21 protein-coding genes are annotated in these 21,662 nt (G+C 64.2%); 10 read left to right on the forward strand and 11 right to left on the reverse strand.

All coding sequences use genetic code 11. The annotated features are described in order from the left end of the window. A partial coding sequence (locus tag WA944_RS13320; RefSeq protein WP_526646625.1) for a DUF8185 domain-containing protein occupies positions 1–236 on the forward strand: 236 nt, incomplete at its 5' end. A 7-nt stretch (positions 237–243) separates the two neighbouring features. Here WA944_RS13320 and WA944_RS13325 read toward each other — a convergent pair. Next, complete coding sequence (locus tag WA944_RS13325) at positions 244–657, reverse strand: globin (RefSeq protein ID WP_526370292.1); 414 nt, start codon at positions 655–657, stop codon at positions 244–246. A gap of 176 nt (positions 658–833) precedes the next feature. On the opposite strand from WA944_RS13325, the gene WA944_RS13330 reads away from it, so the two are divergent. The 5 genes from WA944_RS13330 (at position 834) to WA944_RS13350 (ending at position 3,199) form a co-directional block, all read left to right on the forward strand. After that, positions 834–1,496 carry an HNH endonuclease signature motif containing protein gene (locus WA944_RS13330; protein ID WP_526370290.1) on the forward strand — a complete coding sequence of 221 codons (663 nt, stop codon included), beginning with the start codon at positions 834–836 and terminating at the stop codon, positions 1,494–1,496. Between the two features lie 25 nt (positions 1,497–1,521). Beyond that, positions 1,522–1,764: an aa3-type cytochrome oxidase subunit CtaJ gene (ctaJ, locus tag WA944_RS13335; RefSeq protein ID WP_526647020.1), complete on the forward strand. Its 243-nt coding sequence runs from the start codon at positions 1,522–1,524 to the stop codon at positions 1,762–1,764. After that, positions 1,751–2,227, forward strand: coding sequence for a DUF5130 family protein (locus WA944_RS13340; RefSeq protein WP_526647021.1), 477 nt, complete (start codon positions 1,751–1,753; stop codon positions 2,225–2,227). The genes ctaJ and WA944_RS13340 overlap by 14 nt, the downstream gene beginning before the upstream one ends. Positions 2,228–2,409: 182 nt before the next feature. Continuing rightward, a complete protein-coding gene (locus WA944_RS13345) occupies positions 2,410–2,922 on the forward strand; it encodes an EspA/EspE family type VII secretion system effector (protein ID WP_526647037.1) in 513 nt (170 codons plus the stop codon). Next, positions 2,891–3,199 carry a hypothetical protein gene (locus WA944_RS13350; RefSeq protein ID WP_526647022.1) on the forward strand — a complete coding sequence of 103 codons (309 nt, stop codon included), beginning with the start codon at positions 2,891–2,893 and terminating at the stop codon, positions 3,197–3,199. Before WA944_RS13345 ends, WA944_RS13350 begins: the two co-directional genes overlap by 32 nt. 98 nt (positions 3,200–3,297) lie before the next feature. Here WA944_RS13350 and WA944_RS13355 read toward each other — a convergent pair whose 3' ends face one another. Next, positions 3,298–4,494, reverse strand: a complete 1,197-nt coding sequence (locus WA944_RS13355) for a cytochrome P450 (RefSeq protein WP_526647023.1) — start codon at positions 4,492–4,494, stop codon at positions 3,298–3,300. A 25-nt stretch (positions 4,495–4,519) separates the two neighbouring features. Next, positions 4,520–6,883: a hypothetical protein gene (locus WA944_RS13360; protein WP_526647024.1), complete on the reverse strand. Its 2,364-nt coding sequence runs from the start codon at positions 6,881–6,883 to the stop codon at positions 4,520–4,522. Positions 6,884–6,962: 79 nt separating this feature from the next. Between WA944_RS13360 and WA944_RS13365 the strand changes: the two genes are divergently transcribed. Next, positions 6,963–7,685 carry a hypothetical protein gene (locus WA944_RS13365; RefSeq protein ID WP_526647025.1) on the forward strand — a complete coding sequence of 241 codons (723 nt, stop codon included), beginning with the start codon at positions 6,963–6,965 and terminating at the stop codon, positions 7,683–7,685. A gap of 274 nt (positions 7,686–7,959) precedes the next feature. Continuing rightward, a complete protein-coding gene (locus tag WA944_RS13370) occupies positions 7,960–8,544 on the forward strand; it encodes an LOG family protein (RefSeq protein WP_526647026.1) in 585 nt (194 codons plus the stop codon). Positions 8,545–8,586: 42 nt separating this feature from the next. Here WA944_RS13370 and fni read toward each other — a convergent pair whose 3' ends face one another. The 6 genes from fni to WA944_RS13400 form a co-directional block, all read right to left on the reverse strand. Beyond that, the gene (gene fni, locus WA944_RS13375; RefSeq protein ID WP_526647027.1) at positions 8,587–9,672 is read right to left on the reverse strand and encodes a type 2 isopentenyl-diphosphate Delta-isomerase; all 1,086 of its coding nucleotides are present in this window, start codon (positions 9,670–9,672) and stop codon (positions 8,587–8,589) included. Next, on the reverse strand, positions 9,669–10,454 hold the full coding sequence (locus tag WA944_RS13380; protein WP_526647028.1) for an isopentenyl transferase family protein: 786 nt from the start codon (positions 10,452–10,454) through the stop codon (positions 9,669–9,671). Before WA944_RS13380 ends, fni begins: the two co-directional genes overlap by 4 nt. A 113-nt stretch (positions 10,455–10,567) precedes the next feature. Next, the gene (locus WA944_RS13385; RefSeq protein ID WP_526647029.1) at positions 10,568–12,709 is read right to left on the reverse strand and encodes a xanthine dehydrogenase family protein molybdopterin-binding subunit; all 2,142 of its coding nucleotides are present in this window, start codon (positions 12,707–12,709) and stop codon (positions 10,568–10,570) included. Positions 12,710–12,752: 43 nt separating this feature from the next. Further along, on the reverse strand, positions 12,753–13,316 hold the full coding sequence (locus WA944_RS13390; RefSeq protein WP_526647030.1) for a (2Fe-2S)-binding protein: 564 nt from the start codon (positions 13,314–13,316) through the stop codon (positions 12,753–12,755). Continuing rightward, positions 13,309–14,037, reverse strand: coding sequence for an FAD binding domain-containing protein (locus tag WA944_RS13395; RefSeq protein ID WP_526647031.1), 729 nt, complete (start codon positions 14,035–14,037; stop codon positions 13,309–13,311). Before WA944_RS13395 ends, WA944_RS13390 begins: the two co-directional genes overlap by 8 nt. Before the next feature lie 16 nt (positions 14,038–14,053). Next, positions 14,054–14,713 (reverse strand): class I SAM-dependent methyltransferase, encoded by a 660-nt coding sequence (locus tag WA944_RS13400; protein WP_526647032.1) that lies wholly within the window; start codon positions 14,711–14,713, stop codon positions 14,054–14,056. 264 nt (positions 14,714–14,977) lie between these two features. Here WA944_RS13400 and dxs point away from each other — a divergent pair, with 264 nt between their 5' ends. Continuing rightward, a complete protein-coding gene (gene dxs, locus WA944_RS13405) occupies positions 14,978–16,930 on the forward strand; it encodes a 1-deoxy-D-xylulose-5-phosphate synthase (RefSeq protein WP_526647033.1) in 1,953 nt (650 codons plus the stop codon). Here dxs and WA944_RS13410 read toward each other — a convergent pair. Beyond that, positions 16,880–20,005 (reverse strand): protein kinase domain-containing protein, encoded by a 3,126-nt coding sequence (locus WA944_RS13410; protein ID WP_526647034.1) that lies wholly within the window; start codon positions 20,003–20,005, stop codon positions 16,880–16,882. The genes dxs and WA944_RS13410 overlap by 51 nt on opposite strands. 128 nt (positions 20,006–20,133) lie before the next feature. Here WA944_RS13410 and WA944_RS13415 point away from each other — a divergent pair, with 128 nt between their 5' ends. Further along, entirely contained in the window at positions 20,134–21,222 is a 1,089-nt protein-coding gene (locus WA944_RS13415) for a BTAD domain-containing putative transcriptional regulator (protein WP_526647035.1), read from the forward strand. A gap of 89 nt (positions 21,223–21,311) precedes the next feature. Here WA944_RS13415 and WA944_RS13420 read toward each other — a convergent pair. Continuing rightward, the coding region (locus tag WA944_RS13420) for an ERAP1-like C-terminal domain-containing protein (protein WP_526647036.1) at positions 21,312–21,662 on the reverse strand (351 nt) is incomplete at its 5' end.

Genomic DNA, 21,662 nt, shown 5'->3' on the forward strand with positions numbered 1-21,662 from the left:
AGGTCGTCGCCGTCACCGCCGGCGGGGACAGCCTCGGGATCCCGATGCGGTGCGTGTTCGCCCTGACCGCGATGGGCTTTCTGCCGCAGACGCCGGCAGGAGACGACTTCGCCCCGGAGTCGGTCAGCGTCGACGAGGTGGTGCGGGTCCGGGCGATGCCGGCCTGGCTGCGCATCGACGCGCGGTTCGGCACCGTCTACCGTCGTCGCGGCGACCCCGCCGTCGTCCTGCGCTGACGGGTCCTCAGAACGGCGAGTTGACCATCGATTGCGCCGCCATCTCCAGATAGGCGATCAGTTCCTGGCGGTGGACGTCGTCGAGGGTCTCGGAGTCGATCCCGGCGACGGCGGTGTGCATACACCGCAGCCACGCGTCGCGTTCGAGATATCCGATCCGGAACGGGGCATGCCGCATCCGCAGCCGAGGGTGTCCGCGTTGGTCGGAGTAGGTGCGCGGGCCGCCCCAGTACTGCTCGAGGAACATCCGCAACCGCACCTCGGCGGCCTCGAGGTCCTCCTCAGGGTAGAGCGGACGCAGGATCTCGTCCTCGCGCACCAACTCGTAGAACTTCGCCACGATGGCGTAGAACGTCGCATGGCCTCCGACTGCGTCGTAGAACGACTGCTGCTTCTCGACTGGATTCTCTTGCACGCCCATCGTGTCCATTGTGGGCCATCGCGGCCGTCGACCCACGTTCGGACGCTGCCGGACCGACGCTCCGAGGTTGTCCAGAAGGTGACGGTCACCCGATGTTCATCGACTGACCAGCGAACACGTCGAGAATTGCCGTGCGGACCGGGGTGATCCATGGTGGACTGTCCGACGGAGGACGTATGGCTCAGCGTAAGAACGGTCGCGGCCACCGGCACCGGTCCGCGGTAGGCTCATCCGGGTCGACAACAAGTACTGGCACGCGCGCGCTGCACAGTGTCGGCCCAGGTCTGGACGCCCACCCCGGCACGCTGCCCGAGGCGTCGATCTGGGGCCGCAGGCGAGTGTTGCTGCTGAATTCGACCTACGAGCCCCTTACGGCGCTGCCGATGCGTCGCGCGGTGATCATGCTGATGTGCGGTAAGGCCGACGTGGTGCACGACGACCCCCAGGGTCCGGTGGTCCACTCGGCGACTCGGACCATCGTGGTCCCGTCGGTCATCCGGCTGCGCACCTTCGTCCGGGTTCCGTACCGCGCCCGGGTTCCGATGACCAGGGCGGCGCTGATGCATCGCGACCGGTTCCGGTGCGCGTACTGCGGCGCCAAGGCCGACACCGTCGACCACGTCATTCCCCGCAGCCGCGGCGGTGCCCATTCGTGGGAGAACTGCGTCGCCGCGTGTTCGGCGTGCAACCATCGCAAAGCCGACCGGTTGCTCAGCGAGCTGGGGTGGAAGCTGCACACCACTCCGCTGCCTCCGAAGGGACAACACTGGCGGTTGCTCTCCAGCATCAAGGAGCTCGACCCGGCCTGGGTCAGATACCTGGGTGAGGGCGCGGCCTGACCGGGCCGTGAGTTACGGTTTCGGGGTGAACACGACCGCACTGATTCACGCCAGCTTTGTGCTGATTCCGCTGGCTCTGACGTTGATTCTGTCCCTGTTCATCTTCACCAAGAAGGGTCCGCACCCCGCGACCTTCGATATGTCGGAGAAGTGGACGCACAGCCCGATCCTGTGGGCTGCCGAGGAACCGGCCGATCACGGCCATGGCGGCCATGGCGGCCATGGTGCACATCTGACAGTGGGAGGTGGTGCAAGTGGCAAGTGGTGAGGTCGCGACCGTCGGGTCGAACGAACTGGCAGAACTGCCCCGTGGGTACGCCGTCACGTCCAGTGGCCGCCTCTCAGGGGTCACCGAGCCGGGCGAGCTGTCGGTGCACTACCCGTTTCCGACGAAGGACCTGGTGATCCTGGACAACGCGCTGAAGTACGGTTCGCGCGCCGCGCGGGCCCGCTTCGCGGTCTACATCGGTGATCTCGGGGCGGATCCCGCGGCCACCGCGCGAGAATTGCTGGCCAGGGTGCCGACCCCCGACAACGCGGTGCTGCTCGCCGTGTCACCGGACCAGAGGGCCATCGAGGTGGTCTACGGATCTCAGGTCAAGGGCCGGGGCATCGAGGAGACCGCGCCGCTCGGCGTGTCTGCCGCTGCCGCGTCCTTCAAAGAGGGCAACCTGATCGACGGGCTGATCAGCGGCGTGCGGGTGCTCTCGGCCGGCGTCTCGCCGCACTGACCCTCGCCCTGCGCTGCGACCTGCACCGCGAAGCGCCGCGAAATAGCGTTCCGGGCTGTGATTCACCCGGCGATCGCGACCGTGGCTTCACTCTCGACGGCGGCGTAGTTGGTGCACGGACCGGTGTCTCGGCGACCTTAAACTGGACTGCGGGCCGCTGAGGGGAGGTTCGGGCGTTGGGCGTGCTGGACGCATTCATGGCGGTATGGGCCGAGGCACGTGCCACCTTCGGTGAAGGCCTACCTCAGGACGGGTCCGCCTTCGACGAGAGTGCGGCGTTGTTGCGGTTGCAGTCCGAAGTTCGAGCTGCCAAGCCCGGGGAACGCTGGCAGGGCCCGGCGTCGAATGCCTACGCCGCGGCCAACGACCAGCACGCGGGTGTTCTCGGGGGAGCCGCGCATCTTGACCGACGGCTGCGCGCTGAGGTCGACAAGTCGGCTGCGGTCGTGGCCGCCGGGCGGCGCGACCTCGATGCAGTGCGGGAATGGGTGACGAACGCCGCCGCGACGGTGCCTCAGACCCCCCAGGGTGAACGGATGCTCTACCCGGTGGTCAGCAAAGGCAGCGGTGAGGTCGTCGAGATCCTGCAACGTTCGCACACGGATATGGCTCAGATCGCCGGACGGATCCATAGCATCGGCTCCGAGTACCAGGCGCTGCGAGGTGAGTATCAGGGTAGTAACCGGGCCGAGTGACCAGTTCGTCGACGAGCAGTACCGGCAGATGGCGGCGATGGTGCACACTTCGGCTGATTCTGTGACGACACCCGAGATCAAGCAGCACCTGAGTGAATGGGCCACAGCGGCAGATCGGCTTGCGTTGTCCCAACGAGATGTCCCCGGCGATCCCGAGCCGCCGGAAACGCTCGAGGGGATGCTCGAGGTGTTCACTCCGATAAATGACGCCGCCGGCGCCCTCGGCGAACTCTGCCCGAATATGCCCTCAGCGCAGCGGGGAGGGTATCCCGACTGATCGTGATGGTGTGTTGCGCCGCGCTCTCCGCGACGACCATGGCGTGTGGCGACGAGTCGCGACCTCGGGGCGGTACCCGCTCTGAGGTCTCAAACGAATCAGCAGGTGAGCGATTCGAAGGTCAACGGCAGCACCTCCGGGCCGTTGGCGATTCCTGGCGTCCAACGGATCTCGTCCGGATCGCAGGCCAGACGCACGCGGGTGAGCCGGGCCAGGAGCTCATCGAAGACGATCTCGAGCTGCAGCCGCGCGAATTGTGCGCCGAGACAACGATGTACACCGAGCCCGAAGCCGACGTTGCCGCCTCTGCGGATGTCGAACCGAGGCGTGGCTGCCTCGTCGAACTGAGTCTCGTCGCGGTTGGCCGAGTCGAATCTCAGTAGTACATGGTCGCCGGCGCTGATCTGTACACCCCCGAGCTCGACGTCGGTAGTGGCCCGCCGGCCCAGACACCCAACCGATGAGCCCAGCCGGATCAGCTCATCCATGTCATGGCGGATCCATGCCGGATTCCGCAGCCGTGTCTCGAGATCCGGTTCCACAGCCAGCGCATGCGCGATGAAACCCATTGCGCCCCGGGTGGTGTCAAGCCCACCTAGGAACAGCACGGTGATGACGCCGAGGCGTTCGACCTCGGTGAGCAGTCGTCCGCCCGCCACGGTGCCGGTGGTGATCGCGGTGAGCAGGTCATTGCGGTCGGTCGGATGCTGCTGCCGGTCGCCGAGATACAGTTGGGCCAGCTCGGACAATCGCAGGTAGGACTCATCGTTCGGTTCCATGGCATTGGCGATTACGACCTCGGCGATGGCCTCCATCTTGTCACGGTCACCCTCGTTGAACACGACCGTGGCCATCGCTCTCGCGACGAATGGGGTGGCGAAGTCCCTGACGAACTCACACCGACCAGTGCCGCGGAACGCGTCGACGAGGTCGGCGGCTGTCTTACGCAACTCGGCTTCGAACCGCAGCAGATGACCACGGGTGAAAAACGGGTTGAGGAGCTTGCGCAACTCGATCTGAAAAGGCGGATCCACATCCAGTGGGTTGAGGCAGACCGGGGAAGTGCGGGGAGCTACCCCCACCGAAGAGAAGGTCTTCGGGTCCATCAGCACTCGTTTGACATCCTGGTAGCGCGTGACGACGTACTGGCCCTTGCCATCTGCGTCGGTGTGGAAGACCGGGCAATTCGCCCGCGCGTACTCGAACAGCTTCCACTTCACCTGTTCGTGGTCCGCGTCGAACATGTCGTAGTGCGGCAACAGTTCGGCGGGATCCAGATCGGCGTCCGATGGCACGGCGCACCTTCCTTTCGTCGATGGGTCAGTCGCTGGTGTTGGTGCTCGGCGAGCCGGGGTAGTCGGTCAGGCTGACCACCGGCCCGAGCGCGGCGAGGCCGGCCGGATTCTCGATCCAGTTGTCTCTGACCACCAAAGTGAGGTTGGGCAGGCTCACGACGAAGTCACCGTAGGTCCGGAGGATGGAATCGCCTTTGGACATCACTCCGGTGGAGTACGGCGGTACCGACTGTTTCACGGTGGTGGATTCAGACTCCTTGGTCTGTTTGGATGCGGAATAGAGGGCGGTTGCTTCCAATTCCATTTGCTGGACGAGGAACAGGCCGGACTTCTCCTTGATTTTGAGCCCCCCACCGACGGACCAGCTTTCCTTTGTGGACTCGTAGGTGACGAGGGTGTACGAGAACGTGGCGGGTTGGGAGGAGTCGTTCCAGTGGTATCCGCCTTGCTGCGGCGCAGCCACCGGGTTGGTGTAGTACTCCTGGCCGGTGACGTTGGCGGCGCAGGTGGATGGGCTCCGCCCTGCGGAGTCGGTTTCGCACGCTGCGTTGATGGCCGCAGACGCCGTGTTGGGATCACGGGTGAGGTCGATGGTTCTGGGCGACTGCGCGATGAGGTACATGACGCTGGCTGATAGTGCGCTGTCGTAGCCGCCGTTCATACAACTGAGGCTCGTGCAGTCGACGTATGAATTGCCGGTGCCGACGGTGCTCAGGGTGGCATACGATCCGGCTCCCGATCCCGTTGGATTCGTATGCCATTGCACGTACGCTTTCAGGTCGTTGCCGAACAAGGAGTACGGGACTTCCACACGCACCATCTGGAAGGGCGCCAGCTCGTAGCCGACCGGTGGCGAGCGGTCGACGTCATAGTCGCCGCTGATGCTGGTCAGGTACTGGGTGTACGGGGTGAGGTTGACGATCTCGAAGCCACGGGTGGCGCCGAAAACCCCGAAGCTGTTGAACACGACGCCGGGCAGACTCAGGACTGCTCGCACTTCGGCCACCACGAAATCCGCGAGGATCGCGCCGAAGCTTCGGGGACTACTAGGTGCGGGTGTAGCGATGTCGGGTGCTACCGGCGCTTCGCCCGCGTCAGGATCGGGCATGGGACCGGTCCCGATGTCGTAGTCCCGGGTGACCCAGCTCGGTAGGGCGACCGGCGACCCGTCGGGGTTCGTGGCGTCTTCGGGGACCGGGCTGACCCACTGGGTGCCGGGGATGTGGATGGTGACGTTCTTCTGGGTCAACGTCATGTCGACCGTGTCGTGATACTCGGGGTAGGACAGCAGGATCTGACCGTATTTTCCGGGCGCCACCGACAGCGTGGCGCCTTCCTTGGTGATCACGCCGCTGCTCCAACTGCGCCCGTACTTGCCCTGGAGGACCGCGTTGAGTTCCCCCTGGAAGGTCAACGGCCCCAGCGTGAAGTTCAGTCCACCACCGAGGGCCAGTTTCAGGTTGGCTTCGAAGCCATTGGTTTTGACCGCTTCGTGGAACATCTCGTAGGTGTTGGTCGAGTTCACAGTTCCGTAGTTGAAAACGGTGTTGCCGACGTTCTTCGTATCGGTGTACTCGATCCGACTGTCGATGGCTTCCATGTTGCAGCTGCCGGCGACTCCGCACAGTGACATGGCGACGATTGCCTGCCCCATGCCGTCGCTTTCGTCGATGGTGATTTCACTGCCCGACGGCGGTAGGAAGACGACGGTTTGCCGAAGAGCGCCCTCTGGAGAGACGGGCCCTGTCACGGGTTGGGGTGTGGTGAAGACGTCCCCCTGAAGATTCCCCGCAGGAGCCACTTGGGCACCAAGAGCTCCCTGCACAAGCACGACGTAATCGGTAGCAGAGCCATCGGTCCACTCCATGAGTGCACCGGGAAGAAACGCCGAAGTGTACAGCCCCATTTCGACCTGGCGAGCATGGCCGAGGACGTAGCCGTCATCTGGTCCGTAGGCCAGTGGGTACGTCGTATCCAGGCTGGTCAGTTTCAGAGACTTGCCACTCAGGTTGAGGAACGTGATCTGGCTGTTCGGCTGCGGAATGGGGATGTCCGAGCTGGGTGTGCAGCCCGATGGCGTGCATGCGCCGGGGAAGCCGACGTAACTGGCCGGTACCTGGCCGGGTAGCCCGGCCAGTCTTTCCCCGCGCAGTTCCGCGAGCAGTGTCCTGACCGGGCCCAGCAGCGTATTGATCGTCTGGTCGATGAGCGTGCCCAACATGCCTGGCCCCGTCGAGCCGACCGGCGGGTGGGAAGGCTCCAGCCCTAGGACGTTGCTCAACTCGCCGAAGTCGGGATCCAGAATTCCGCCGAGCCACCCGGGACGCTCGACATCAGGGCCCGCACCACCCAGTTCACGGCGCGCAGCGGCTGCCACCATCAACTCCAACGGTGATACGTCAGAATCGCTGAACGGTGCGGTCGACGAACTCGCCACCGACGTCAAGGGTTCGGGTACGGCCTGAACGATGGTGCGGGGCAACGCCGATGCTTTGGCACGCGGCTTCGTCGGTGTTGTGGAGACGCTAGCGGTAGTGGTCGCTGGGGCGGGTGTCGTAGCAACCGGCTCGGCGGTCGGGTCGTCTTCAGCATCGGCGGCTGGGGCCGCCGGCCCGCTAGGGGAACTCTCCTCGGGCGGGTTCGGGGCGTCGTGGTCACTGGAGGCGTCTGCAGTCTCGTTCCCCTCGTTCTCCTGGGGTTCTTCGTCGCCATCTGGTTCGCCGGATGGCACGTCAGCGTCTTCAGTCGTCGTGACGGGTGTCGCGGTGTCGACATCGACGGCGTCCACTTCGCTGTCCGGAGTGGCTGGCGTGCCGGGGTCGTCCGTTTCCGTCTCATCTGCGTCGGCGACATCTGACGACGGCGACTGTGCGTCGGAGTTCGACCTCGAACTGCGCGAATCGGTCTTCGTTCGGGCTGTGGGTTTCGTCGGCCTCGAACTCGGCGAATCGGTCTTCGACCCGGCTGTCGAATTCGCCGACGTCGAACTCGCCGAGGACGAGTCGTCCTTGGGCGCTGAGTCCGCCGCAGCCACAGGGATGCTGGCCAACGCCGCCATCCCCAGGCCCAGCGCGACGGTCGCTGCCGCCGCGTGTGTGGTGAGCATGTCCGACCTCATCGATTCCTCCGGCGGTAGCGGCGATGACTGCACTGATTTGGCAACCGCCCCAACATCTATCAGGCGAGCTTAGCTGGCGCTGAGCGAAGCCGCTCTGTTACACAATTAATAGCGAGTCGTTTGTCTGGAAGACGTGAGCCGATAACCGGCCGGCTCTGCCGCACGATCAGGTGACCGATTCGGTCATGCTGCCTGACTGGCCGATGTACCCTCCAGGACGTTGTTTTCGCAAAGATATTCGGCTGACCGGTGGACGGCTGGAGGGCATCCGTTGAGGCATCCGATCTCTCGCCAACGGTGATGGCAGTGGCCTGGAACGAAGTACCGCAATGGAATAGGATGGTCAGATGCGCATCTGTGTCTTCTGTGGGTCATCCAACGGTCGGGACATCTATGTCGATGCCGCCAGGGAAGTCGGGCGGACGCTGGCCGAACGCGGGGTCGAAATCGTTTACGGCGGCGCACGAGTCGGCACGATGGGGCATGTCGCCGACGCGGCACTGCAGGCAGGTGGCACGGTCATCGGAGTGATTCCGCGCAGCCTGGTGGATCGCGAAATTGCCCATGAAAAACTGTCAGTGCTGCACGTGGTCGACGGTCTACATGAACGAAAGGCGTTGATGGGCGATCTTTCCGATGGTTTCGTCGCGTTGCCCGGCGGGGCGGGAACTCTCGAGGAGATCTTCGAGGTCTGGACTTGGGCGCAGCTCGAGTTGCACGCAAAACCTGTGGGGTTGTTGGACGTCGGCGGCTACTATAGGCATCTGTGTCTGTTCATCGACACCATGGTCGCCGAGGGGCTGCTGCGGCTGCCCTACCGCGAGATGCTGATCGTGGAGTCGGACATCAATCGCTTGCTGGACCGATACTCCGGATACGAGCCACCGGAATATATTTGGACAGAAGACGTGGTGGTCCGGCCTGGCGGATAACCCGGCGTATCGCTGGCCATCTGGTACCGGTCAACAGCGCCCCTAGGCGGTGCGCAAAGTTTCGGCGGCATTGGTCTCGCTTCGGCGAGAAAATGTCTCGGCAGCGATATTGCGCAGCCCACAGTAAGTTTCAAGAGGGGCCGTCAGTAGCAAGTCACAATTGGTGAACTCGTCAGGAGTCCGCACTCCCAGGACCGTCATAATTTGCCTGAGCTGCTCATCCCAGGTCCGGATCATCGCGATCAGAGCTTCCGTGCCGTGCGTGGCCAGCGCTTCCAGAAAGCAACCGGCCACTCCCACCGCCGACGCACCGAGCGCCAGCCCCCGCGCCACGTCCAACGGGGACCGTACTCCACCGGAAGCGGCGAGCTGAATTCCGCCGATACCGTACGAATCCAGCAAGCATGCCGTGGCGGACTGTCCCCACCCGGTGATGAAAGAGTAGTCGGCGGACTGCCGTCGGCTGTTTTCGATGTCGGCGAAGTTGGTGCCGCCCCGTCCGCCGACGTCGGCGACGGAAACGCCGGCAGCGCGCAGCGATTCAACCGTCTTCCGGCTCAACCCGAAGCCGACCTCCTTGACTATCACCGGGACTTCCAACGCACTCACGATAAGCTCGATCTGTCGTGGCCACGAGCCGAACGACCGGTCACCTTCAGGCATGACGATTTCTTGTACCGAGTTCAGGTGGATCTGCAGGGCGTTCGCTTCGAGTAGGTCTACGGCTCTCTTGGCGAGGTCGACCGTTGCATTGGCGTTGACATTCGCCATCACGACCCCCGACGGGTTCTCCCTGCGCAGCACACGGAAGGTGTCCGCGGTCGTCTCGTTCTTGAAGTACGCGCTCATCGACCCCGACGCGATGGGTATCCCGGTCTCGCGTGCCGCGATGGCCAGTTCGCGATTGATTGCGCCGGTGAGCTCACTGCCACCGGTCATGCCATTGATGAAAAATGGCGTTTTCCAGTGCATGCCGGCTAAAAGTGTGTCGAGCGAGATGTCGGCGTTGTCGATGCCCGCCAACGCATGATGGACGAACGCGACCGCGTCGAAGTCGTTCCCGCGACCGCCGGCACGCTGCTGTTCCAACGCTCGGTTGACGTGGTCGTTCTTGCGATCCGCGATCATGTTGACGGCGCCTCCAGTAGACGATTGTCGGACCGAAGCCCCGAAGCCAGTCGATAAATGGTGTGCGCCATCCCGGGCGGCGTGGCGGAGTGGTGCTGTGAGGCGAAGGTTTGCACCTGGATGCCGGCATACTGATAGTGCGCCGCGCACACCCGGTCGAGAACCGTATCCCGCTGTGCAGGAGAAAGACTCTGCGAGCTGAGCTCCTCGACTGGTATCCCGGCGTCGTCACACCAAGAGAGCACGGCATCCAATCCACAGATGGAGTGAAGGAAGCCGCGCTGCTCGTGCAATCGCCAGGCCTCGCGCAACTCGTCCAGCATCGTCAGTGCCGGATCACCGTCATAGCCGAGCATCGAAGCGACCCGCGCCCGCACGGCTGCTCTGTACTCCAGCGATTCGACGTCGACGTTACGTGCGGTGACAGTTGTTCCGTAAGGCAGGGATTCCAGGGTAGGACTGAGAAGGTTGTAGAGCGACAGTGACCCGCCTTCGATGATGACGAAAGGTTCGTGGCCGGCCAGTTGGTCGAGGATATCCAGCAGTGCGGTGTAGGCGTCGACCGTGCAGAACTCGCCATCTGCGAGTCTTCGGTCAGCCAGGTATATCCGGGTGGTCGAACCGACGGCGTCCTCAGATGGCCGGCCGCTCGTCACCGCCAGTTCGGGATAGCATTGAAAGCGGTCCAGGACTACCACCGGTGCATCGGTGAGACGCGAATACTCGGTGGCTGCACCGGTTTTCCCACTGCCGGTCGGACCGACGATGATGAGTAGCTGCATGCGCTGACCCTTCTTCGAAAGTGACTGTTGATGGTGTGTCCGTCTCGTGCGGCCGAAGTACCCTCCTTCACGATCAGCGCCGAGACGGACAGCGATGTCCGAAGGACAGGCGTTCACTTCGCTACCAACGTCGAGGTTGTCGAGTCGAGGGCGTCGAGGACTCGCTCGCCAGTGAAGGGCAGGTGCCGGCACCTCACCGAGACGGCGTCGGCGATCGCGTTGGCGACCGCGGGCGCGACAGCCATGACCGGGCATTCACCGAGGCCTTTGGCGCCCAACGGACTGTGCGGGTTCGGCCGATCGGTGACGAATACAGCGTGGATATCGGGAATCGATGCGGCGGTGGGTATCAGGTGGTCGAGGAAGCCGAGGGTCGTGGTCACCCCGCCGGTGTCGATGTGTGCGCGTTCGGATAGCGCGAAGCCGATACCCTGAACTACGCCGCCTTCGACCTGAGAGACGGCATTCCCCGGGTGCAGGAGAGCACCGACATCGTGTATCGAGACGACCTGTTCGACCTCGACGTGTCCAGTGTCTAGGTCCACCGCGACGTCGGCGATCTGCACGCCGGCCGACAGGGCGTTGTCCGGTGCCTCGAAGGTCGCTTCGGACGCCAGGGAGCCCAACTCGGCCCAGGTGTGTGACCGCTCTTGGGTCTTGACACCATGCTCTGACAACACCTCGATCGGGATCCCGTTGACCCGATCCTGTATCAGCTGCAGCAGTGCGCGAGCAGCTTCGACTGCGGCACCGACGGTGAGATACGTGCCACGAGAGGCGTATACGCCGAGATCGTCCGGTGCGGTGTCTGTTCCCGAGTGGTTGACCCAGGCCGTTAGACCGGGCAACTGGTCCTGTACGGCGGATTGGAGGGAAGTGTGGATGCCTTGGCCCATTTCGACGATGCCGCTGTCGACCTGCACGCGGCCGCGGCTGTCGATTGAACAACGGACGGCGGCCTTGTCCGTTCCCCACGGCCCGCTGATGCTGGAGACGTTGGCCAACGCGGCAAAGCCGCGGCCTCGAGCGCGGCCGTCGCCAGGGTCGCGGGGACCTCGGGGGTGATCCGCCAGATACCGCTGCGCGACGTCGAGGCAGCGGTCCAGGCTGAAGGACTCGACAGGCCACTCCCAGAACTGGTCGATGTCGCCGGCCTTGAGCATGTTCCGCCGACGGATATCGAATGGATCCAGATCGAGTGCACGTGCGATCTCGTCGATGTGGCTCTCGACGGCGAAGAGCGCCTGTTCACCGCCATAGCCGCGAAACGCGCCGCCGGGGGTGTGGTTGGTCGTGACCACGCGGGCGACTGTGCGGGTGCACCCGGCGTGGTAGAGCGCGTGAACCAGACTGCCACCGTTGCCAGCGATGTCCGGGCTGTGAAAGGCATACGGCCCTGCGTCGACAACCCAGTCGAGTTGTCGGGCGAGGAACCGGCCCTGGTTGTCGACGCCTGTTCGCACCCGAAGGGTCCCGCCGTGCCGATGACGAAAGCGTGACATCTGCGCGCGTGTCATCTCGACGCTGACCTTGCGTCCCCCGAGTACGCGAGACCCCAGTGCGGCGACGGGCTCCAGATGGACCTCTTCCTTTCCGCCGAAGCTCCCGCCGATCGAGACCGGACGGAGGACGACCCGGTCGACGGGAACGCCCAGTAGGAGAGCCGTTGTCGCGGCCGCAGCAGGCGGCAGTTGGGCGGTAGAGGTGACGTAGCAAGTGTCGCCGATCCATTCGGCAGTTGCGGCGATCGGCTCGAGAAAGCCGATGGGCGAAGGATCGATCTCATAGCTGCTGTCGAAGACATGCGGCGAGTTCGCGAGCGCTTCCGCGAGCGCGTCCTCGGGTGCTCCTATCACGATCTCGGCGATCAGATTGGAGCCGAAAGCCCGGTGCGCCGGTGGCGAGCCCGGCTGGAGCGCCGCGTCGGTGCTCAGGACGGCCGGCAGCGGGTCTTCGATGATCTCGACCGCTCGAAGCGCCTTGGCCAACGCGGTGCGGTCCTCGGCGAACACCGCACCGACCACATCGCCGGCGAATCTGGCCTCCGCGGCGAACACATTCATGTCCTCGCGGCCACCCTGAGCGGTGGAGTTGTACAGGACGGCGGGGTCATCAGTGGCATCGAGCACCGCGAGAACCCCGTCGATGGCCAACGCCGTTCTGCCGACGACCGTGACTTTGCTGTGAGGGCATCGTGAGGTCAGGACCGCCCCGACAGCCGCCGTCTGAAGGGAGGTGTCGGCGGTATAGTGCACAGTTCCTCGCGCCTTGGAAGCGGCGTCTACACGTGCGGGTCGGTCACGCTTGACCACGACGGCTCGCTTCCTTGCCCGTGCCGCCAGGTGATGCCGCGTCGAGCAGCTCGTGGAGGCAGTCGAGATAGCCGACGTATCCGGTGCACCGGCACAGATGGGCCGTTATCGAGGCGGCAGCGTTCTTCTGCGGGGCGGGTGAACGCTGCTGTGCTCCAGACCCATTCGTTCGGTCCTGCAGTGCCGCAGTCATCGTGCACAGCAGGCCCGGCGTGCAGAAGCCGCACTGCATGGGTGCCCGGTTGGTGAACAGTTCGGCAACCTGTCGGCCCTCAGCGGAGTGTCGGGCGAGATGCCCGGCGGTCTCGACGACCGTTCCGTCACAGAGGCCGAGCGGGATGACGCACGAGGGCACCGGTTCCCCGTCGCAGAGGATTGTGCACGCGCCGCAGGCCCCCTCGCCGCAGGCGAATTTCACCGCCGTGATCCCCAATTCGTCGCGCAGGTAGCGGGCAAGTGTCCACTCCTTGGGGTCCACCTCGACCTCCCGGCCGTCGACCCTGAAGCGAACTGCGCAGACGGCGCCGTGCCCCGGATCTTCATCACTCACCATGGCCGTCCTCGAGGTCCTTCATCACTAGATCCGTCAGGTGGGCAGTGAGCCGAGCACGATATGCAGCCGATGCGCGGTGATCGCTGATCATGTCGGCACAGGTGGGCCGAGTGTCAGGCGTGAAGCAGATGGGCCGGCGTGCGACTGCTCCTGCGACCAGCGTTATTTCGTTGTCGTGGCGGTAACCGGCGACAGACGCCAACGCTGGTGCCGGACCCCTGCGTGCCGAGATCCTGCGGTAGCTGCTCACCCCATGGTGGGGGAGGTCGATCTCACTGATCAGGAAGCGCGACCCTTGCGCCGCGGACAGTTGGCTGACCGACATTCTGTCCTGCCGTCCACTGACGTCCACACACCCGACTCGGGCTCCGACAGCAGCAAGGGCAACGGGTAGGTCAGCGGTGTAACCACGCCAGCCCAGCACGCCGCCTGCGGTTATCCGCCTGCGTAGATTGGGGTTCGCGGTGGCCGCTGCCGCCTGGGCGACTGCGCGGGGTACACCGTCCGTGGCCGCGATCGTCGACAGCGTGGCCCGCGCCCCGATTCTCTGGGCGCTGGCCGAGTCGCCCAGTACCAAGCTGAGATCGATCAGACACGATGCCGACAAATCACCCGGGAATGCGGCCGAACTGAGGCCGACACCTCCGCCGACCATGACTCCGCCACTACTTACCAAGTCGAACAGTTCGGGATACCCCCCGGGGCGATACCATGTCACCGTGTTTCAGCCTGACTCACGGTAGATGCGCGGACAGCAACCAGGCCGATACCGACTGGCGGCCCGCCGGTTCGTCCGACAGCAGCGCGTCGGGAAAGACGACGAAGTTGTCGCCGTGGATACGAGCCGGCTTGATGTCGTCGATCTCCCAGTACGCCGCTACGGTGTCGGCCAACTCCTCGGCGGTCACCGGACATGCTGGTCCGTCACCCAGCCCATGCTTGTCGAAGACGAGGGCGAAGTAGGAAGCCCGGGGAGCGGCGGCCTTCGCGATGCAGCGTTGATACTGTTCCCGTGATTCGACGGGCATGGAATGAAGCAGCGTGCTGTCCACGATTGTGCCGAACCGGCCCTCGTATCCGCTGAACGACGTGATGTCGGCGACCTCGAAGGATGCGTTGGTCAAGCCGCGTCGTCGGGCCTCCGATCTCGCCAGCTCGACCGCCGTCGGCGAGATGTCCACCCCGACGGTGGTGTAACCGCGCTCGGCGAGGTACATCGACACTGCCGCCTCACCGCATCCGGCATCGAGGACCTCGCCGTGGAACCGTTCTTGATCGATCAGCGCCTTGATCTCCGGCTGGGGCTCGCCGATACTCCACGGCGGACGCTCGCCCATACCGAATGCCTCGTACTCGCGACGGTACGCGGCTTCGTATTCCTCTGGTTTGGCCATCTGTCCGGGACGTCCTATCTCCGTGCCTCTGGTCGGACCTACTGACATGCGTTGACCGATCAAAGCCGCCGAAGCGCAATACTTTTGCCGGCGCTCGGCTGTACTGGACTCGGTCGGCAGGCGATGACACTGTCGCACCCGGACCTTTATGGATCCTCAATGGATCCTTTCAGCCGGCGCGGTGCAGATATCGGCACGACTTTGTGAAAGTGATTTGTATCAGGGGGCTTTCGAAGAAGACGAAATGGTGCCTACACTCACCGTGTGCTCGATCAGATCCGCGGTCCAGCTGATCTGCGTCGGTTGTCCCGCGAGCAGATGGTGGACCTTGCCGCTGAGATTCGCGGGTTCCTGATCCACAAGGTGGCGGCGACTGGTGGGCATCTGGGCCCCAACCTCGGCGTCGTCGAACTCACGCTGGCTCTGCACAGAGTTTTCGACTCTCCCCACGATCCGATCATCTTCGATACGGGTCACCAGGCATATGTGCACAAGATGCTGACCGGACGTTGTGCGGATTTCGGCACCCTGCGAAAGCGCGGGGGGCTGTCCGGGTATCCGTCTCGGGCCGAGAGTGAGCATGACTGGGTGGAGTCGAGTCACGCGTCGTCGGCACTCTCGTTCGCAGACGGCCTAGCCAAGTCTTTCGAGCTGTCCGGCAGCCGCAACCGACATGTCGTAGCCGTAGTCGGCGACGGGGCGCTCACCGGCGGGATGTGCTGGGAAGCGCTGAACAACATCGCCGCTGCGAATCGGCCGATCGTCGTGGTCGTCAACGACAACGGCCGAAGCTATGCCCCAACCATTGGCGGCCTTGCTGCGCATCTTGGAAGGCTACGACTGCAGCCGGCCTACGAGAATCTTCTCGACAGTGGCCGCAGGGCCATCCGAGGGTTGCCGGCCATCGGCGAGGCCTCTTACCATTACATGCACAGTGTCAAGGCCGGCCTCAAGGACGCTTTGGCGCCACAGCTGCTGTTCGCCGATCTGGGCCTGAAGTACGTCGGTCCGATCGATGGGCATGACGAGCATGCTGTGGAAGTCGCTCTGCGCGACGCTCGCTCCTTCAGCGGTCCGGTGGTCGTGCATGTCGCCACACGTAAGGGCATGGGATATCCGCCTGCCGAGAGCGACGTGGCCGACCAGATGCACTCCTGCGGGGTGATCGATCCCGTGACGGGAACACCGGCGACCACCGCCGGCCCCAGTTGGACCGCGGCATTCGCGGACGCCTTGATCGGCTACGCTGGGCGCCGGCGCGACATCGTCGCGATCACCGCCGCGATGCCGGGCCCCACAGGGCTGAACAAGTTCGGTGCCTGCTACCCGGACCGCCTGTTCGATGTCGGCATCGCTGAGCAACACGCGCTGACGTCGGCAGCAGGATTGGCGTTAGGTGGCTTTCACCCCGTCGTCGCAGTCTATTCGACGTTCTTGAACCGTGCGTTCGATCAGATATTGATGGATGTCGCGCTGCATCGGCTTCCGGTGACCATGGTGCTGGATCGCTCGGGCGTCACCGGAAGCGACGGTCCTAGTCACAATGGCGTATGGGACATGGCGATGCTCGGCATCGTTCCCGGAATGCGGGTCGCCGCACCCCGTGACGCCGCACGGCTGCGCGAGCAGCTTGGCGAAGCGCTGTCGGTCGATGACGGGCCGACCGCCCTCCGATTCCCGAAAGATTCGTTGGGCGAAGATATTCCGACGTTGTGGCGGCACAGTGGGATCGATGTTCTTGCCGCTCCGGCGGCCGGGCGCCCTCGGGACGTGCTGTTCATCGCCGTAGGGTCGTTGGCCACGGTGGCGCTTGGCGCCGCAGCGCGGATGCAGGAGCAAGGCTTCGGGGTGACCGTCGTCGATCCCCGATGGGTGCTGCCGGTCCCGCACGCCGTGGTGGAGCTCGCCGCGGCACACAGGCTCGTCGTGACGGTGGAGGATGGAGTGGTGAGCGGCGGTGTCGGCGCCGCGGTGTCTGCCGCGCTGCGCCGTTCGGGAATCGACGTGGCGTGCCGCGACATCGGTGTCCCGCAACAGTTCCTCGACCAGGGCTCTCGCAGTGAGTTGCTGGCTGAGGTCGGTCTGGACGACTGCCAGGTCGCCAAGCGAGCTATCAGTTGGGTTCTCGCGTTGCGGCCTAATGCATTTGAGAGGGGGGCGGTGCGCTCAGCCCGGGTCGAGCGCGACGGCCACAGCCTCGTCGAAGGTGAGCGCTAGACCCTCATTGTGGGTTGCGCGCCATTCTCTGTCGCCCAGTTGACGGTGTGAGCGTTTGTCGCACCATTTTTGATAAGACCGGGCAGCTCGGATCAGTGCAAGCTGCCTGTTGGTGGTTCGCGCCAAGGTAGCGGAGGTTGATCGGCGCCACGCACTGGTCACCGCAGACAGCAGCGTAGCCCGGTACGGATGGGCGTTCACCGCCGCAGTCCAACTCAGCAACTGCAGACAGAGGCTGGCTGTTGATCGATCATCGACGGCAGCCGCATGGGTCAACGCAACCTTGAGGGTCTGTTCGGCGCCGCGAATGTCGTTGCACATGAGGCAACGTGCTCCCCATGACATCAGCAAGTGCGCCGTCAGTTGTGATTCCCCGGACGGTGCTGGTGCTGCCCGCATGCGTCCGAACCACTCGTGGGCGGAACTGAAGTCACCGGAGGCAGCGGCCACCCAGCCCAGTACCGACATGCTCAGTGCACGCGTGTGGACCCTGTCGGTCTTCACCAGCGCCTGCTCGGCGAGCCCGCGGGCACGGTCTGGCTCAGCGGTGAGCAGGGCCACGCAACTTTCAATCAGGTCGATGTCGGCCTCCACTGCAGTGCCGGTCAGATCGGCAAGTGCCGTTCGGGCCTGGTGCACTCGCGTCGTGGTGTTGGCAACGTCGCCTTGCCGAAGTGCGATCTCCGCAGCGGCGCACAAGGCCCCGATATCATGAGTGGTCTGGTGGTATGGCCGTGCGTCCAGTGCCTGGTCGAGTACCTGCTGTCCCTCACCGAGTTTGCCTCCGAGCATCCAGAATGCGCGCATGGCTGCGGCGATACGCAACGCATCAGCGGGTGAATGGACGAGGTAGTACTCGAAAGCTGCCATGATGTTCGGCTTCTCGGCAGTGATCCGCCTGATCCACCGCGGTTGTTGATCGGTGAACCACTCGACGTCAGCAGTAGCAAGCAGGCGCAGGTAGTAGTCGGCGTGGCGGCGGCGCAGAATACGATGCTCGTCGGCGGACAGGCGTCGGCGACCGTAGTCGCGATTTACCTTCAGCATCCGGAAGCGCACTGTTGTGTGGTGCTCTTCGCGGATCAGGAGCGACTTGGTGACCAGCGCGTCCAGTTGATCGTAAAAGGTCTCGACAGGTTTGCTGCCTGACACCCCGTACGCAGCATCGAGGTCGAAACTCTCCTCGAAAACCGACAATCTGGCCCAGAGTCGCTGCTCGTCGGTACGGCAGAGGTCGTAGCTCCACTGCGCATTGTGGTCCAGTGAGCGGTGGCGCGTCGGCACGTCGCGACGCCGACTGCCGAGCACGGTGAAATCCTCTGACAGTCGCTGCGCGAGTTGATCGGCTGACATCACCCGCAGTCGTGCGGCGGCCAGCGTGATTGCCAAGGGCAATCCTTGCACTTGGGAGCAGATGGTCTGGACCGCTGCCACGTTGTGGTCGGCCAGCACGAAAGTTGGTACCGCGGCACGCGCATGGGTCGCGAACAGTCCGAAAGCAGGGCACTCCGACGCCGGATCTGGCTCATCTGCATCCCAGTATGCGAGCGGCTCGAGCGTCAGCACCGACTCGCCGTCGACCCCGAGGGTCTCGCGACTCGTGGCCAATATGCGTAGCCGAGGGCACCGGATCAGCAATCGACGAACGAGCCGAGTCACTGCGTCGATGAGGTGCTCACAGGTGTCGAGCACCAGCAAGGCATCCCTGTCCCTGAGAAAAGTCACCAGGGTGTCGTCGGTGGTGCGATCGGTGCTGGCGCCGAGGTGCAATGCAGTGCCGATCGCTGAGCGCAGCGAGGCGCTGTCCTGAACCTCGGCGAGATCGACGAAGCACGCGCCGTCGGCGAAGGAACGCAGCGCTTCGCGAGCCGTCGCCGCGGCCAGCACCGTTTTGCCGATTCCGCCGGCTCCCGTCACCGTCACCATCCGCGAGGTGGCCAACAGTCCGCGCAACTGGGCAGACTCGACCTCGCGTCCCAGGCACTTCTGCATGGGTATCAGAAGGGCCTCGTCTCCCCGAGCGGGCAGACCGCCGGAGCGGACCACCGCGGCCCAGGTTGTGCGGTGGTGCGCCGGTACCTGCCGGATCGCGTCGGCCAACTCTGCTGCTGAGGGCCGGCTACTCGGTTGCGTTGCCATCGCGCCTTCGATGAGGATGGCCAGGTCACCGTCGACGCCGTGCAGGCGCGGGTCGGGTAGAGGATCGGCAGCGATGCGCAAGAACTGAGTCACCAACTGCTCGCCCTCACGTCGTTCGAACGCGGCGTGGCCCGTCACTGCGCAGAACAGCGTCGCGCCCAGACCGTAGACGTCGGACACTTCTGTGGGGCCTGCACCGCTGACTACCTCGGGCGCGGTAAACGCCGGCGACCCGCTGAAGCTCCCCGACGTGGATTGGAATGCGCCGACAATGCGCGCAATACCGAAATCCGTCAATGACGGTTCGCCGCTTTCGGCGATCAAAATGTTGGCTGGTTTCACGTCTCGATGCACAATGCCCATATTGTGCGCATATGCCAGTGCGTCGGCAATCTTTGCCGCGATGTCGAGGGCTTGTTCACGGGGCACTCGCCCGAGGGTTCCAATCTGCTGCTGCAAACTCCCGGATGCGTAGTAGGGCATGACGAGAAATGGATGGCCGCCGACGGTCTCGCCGGCCTGTAACACGGGGACGATGTTCGGGTGACCGTGGAGTCGTCTCATCGCGCGGTGCTCACGCTCGAACCGCTCTCTGTCCTGCTCGGACGTGGCGGTGAGCACCTTGACCGCCACAACTCGGTCGAGTTCTGTTTGTGTACAACAGAATACAGATCCGAATCCGCCTTGCCCGACCGGTGATGCGTCGTGGAAGCCGGCCGCGTTCAACTCCGTGAGCAGATGATCGGCAACCTCGCACTGCTGACTGCACACGTTATGGCTCCTGGGATCCCTCACCGATTGTGCGATGTCCGGCCTCGTGTCATCTTTGGCGGAGTCGCGCTTTATCAGGCGGCACGCTACCACCTCGACTTGTCTATTGAATGCCGATGTGGCCATATGTATTTGATTGTTGTTGTCCTCGTAGCGAACAAGCAAGAAAGGTATTCTCCGAGAGTTGTCCGGCCATTGGTTCAGCGCCTGATATCGACGGAAAGGTAAATGGGAATTTGCTGGATGGTGTATGCTTCGGTCTCCTGGGTCCGTTGCAGTTGAGGGTCGGATCCGTGGAGGTGCCGTTGGGCACGCCGAAGCAGCGTGCCGTCCTCGCGGTGCTGCTGTTGAGCCGCAATCGGCCGGTGAGTATCGAGAGCCTCATCGACGCCGTATGGAACAATCGGCCACCGGACACCGCGCGGACAACGGTGTACACCTACGTCTCGAATCTGAGGCGACTGATGGCCGACGCTGGAATGCACTCACAAGCCGTGCTGGCCAGTTCGCCACCGGGCTACCGACTGGCGGTACCCGACTCGCAATGTGACGTGGCCACGTTCACTGCGCACAAGAACGCGGGTCTGCGGGCCGCGTCTGCAGGCCGATTCGATGAGGCGAGGGGCTGGTTGTCGAGTGCTTTGGCGATGTGGCGTGGCGACGTCCTCGCAGATCTGCGTGAGTTCGCTTTCGTCGATGTGTTCGCCGATGCGTTGACCGAGGACAGGGTGATCGCCCGAACTGTCCACGCCGAGGCGGAAATCGGCTGTGGCCGCGCGAACTCCGTGATCGGCGACCTCGAAGCCCTTGGCGCCGAGTATCCCTACCGTGAGTCCGTGTGGGCCCAGCTGATCACCGCGTACTACGTCGCCGACAGGCAGTCCGAAGCACTCGAGGCGTACCATCGCTTGAAAGCCAGGCTCTCCGAGGATCTCGGTGCAGATCCAGGACCGACGCTGCGCGAGTTGTACCAACGGATCCTCCGACAGCAGCCCTTGATCCACCCCCGGGCCGTATCCGCAGCAGAAGAAGCCACGGTGTACGTCGATGGGCGCCCAGGTGTCACCGACTCCATGCCCGTGGCAATTCTGTGCGACGCGTCCGGCCATCAGTACCCGATTCTGGACGCTCCGACCCGGATCGGACGCAGTGCGGTCAACGAAGTGGTGCTCTCCGACGTCAAGGTCAGTAGGTTGCACGCTGTGATCGTCGATACCGCAGCCGGGTTCGTGATCACCGATGTCCGCTCAGCCAATGGCGTATTCGTATCGGGTCGTCGGGTCCGGGGTAGTGCAGAGCTCTCCCACGGGGACCGGATCCGCATCGGCGACCATGAGCTCACCTTCTTGTCCTCGCCCGAGGTCCCAACGTTTCTCAGCTGACACAGTGGCGTCGTTCGGCGTCGTCGATCACGGGATCCATGCGGATCGGGGCAGCGGTACGCCGCGGGAAGGCAGGAATCGGCGGTCCGCTAGCTGACGTCGAATTCCCTTGCCCGCAGCGAACGTTCCACCCCTGCGCGGCCTTCCAGCACCAGCCTGTGCAGCGCCGGCGGCACGTCGGAGTCGGCGAGGAACTCGTCGGCGGCGTCCAACGCCTCCTGGCTGATGTCCCAGGAAGGGTACAACCCGATGACGACGGTCTGCGCGACCTCGCTCGACCGCCGCTCCCACACCCCGGAGATGGCCTCGAAGTACTTGGCCCGGAACGGCGCCAGCAGCTCGCCCTGACCGGGCCGCACGAAGCCGCCGATGATCGCACGCGCCGTGATGTTGGCCAGCGTGTCATCCTCGACCACCTGCTGCCACGCGGACTCCTTGAC

Origin of the sequence: Mycobacterium sp. (assembly GCF_049683355.1) — a bacterium.
Taxonomy (GTDB): Bacteria; Actinomycetota; Actinomycetes; order Mycobacteriales; family Mycobacteriaceae; genus Mycobacterium.

Excerpts from the sequence above, each read along its gene's own strand:
- WA944_RS13325 (WP_526370292.1), bottom strand. The coding sequence starts at position 657 with ATGGGCGTGCAAGAGAATCCAGTCGAGAAGCAGCAGTCGTTCTACGAC.
- WA944_RS13330 (WP_526370290.1), top strand. The coding sequence starts at position 834 with ATGGCTCAGCGTAAGAACGGTCGCGGCCACCGGCACCGGTCCGCGGTA.
- WA944_RS13365 (WP_526647025.1), top strand. The coding sequence starts at position 6,963 with ATGGTGCGGGGCAACGCCGATGCTTTGGCACGCGGCTTCGTCGGTGTT.
- WA944_RS13370 (WP_526647026.1), top strand. The coding sequence starts at position 7,960 with ATGCGCATCTGTGTCTTCTGTGGGTCATCCAACGGTCGGGACATCTAT.
- fni (WP_526647027.1), bottom strand. The coding sequence starts at position 9,672 with ATGATCGCGGATCGCAAGAACGACCACGTCAACCGAGCGTTGGAACAG.
- WA944_RS13380 (WP_526647028.1), bottom strand. The coding sequence starts at position 10,454 with ATGCAGCTACTCATCATCGTCGGTCCGACCGGCAGTGGGAAAACCGGT.
- WA944_RS13400 (WP_526647032.1), bottom strand. The coding sequence starts at position 14,713 with ATGGCCAAACCAGAGGAATACGAAGCCGCGTACCGTCGCGAGTACGAG.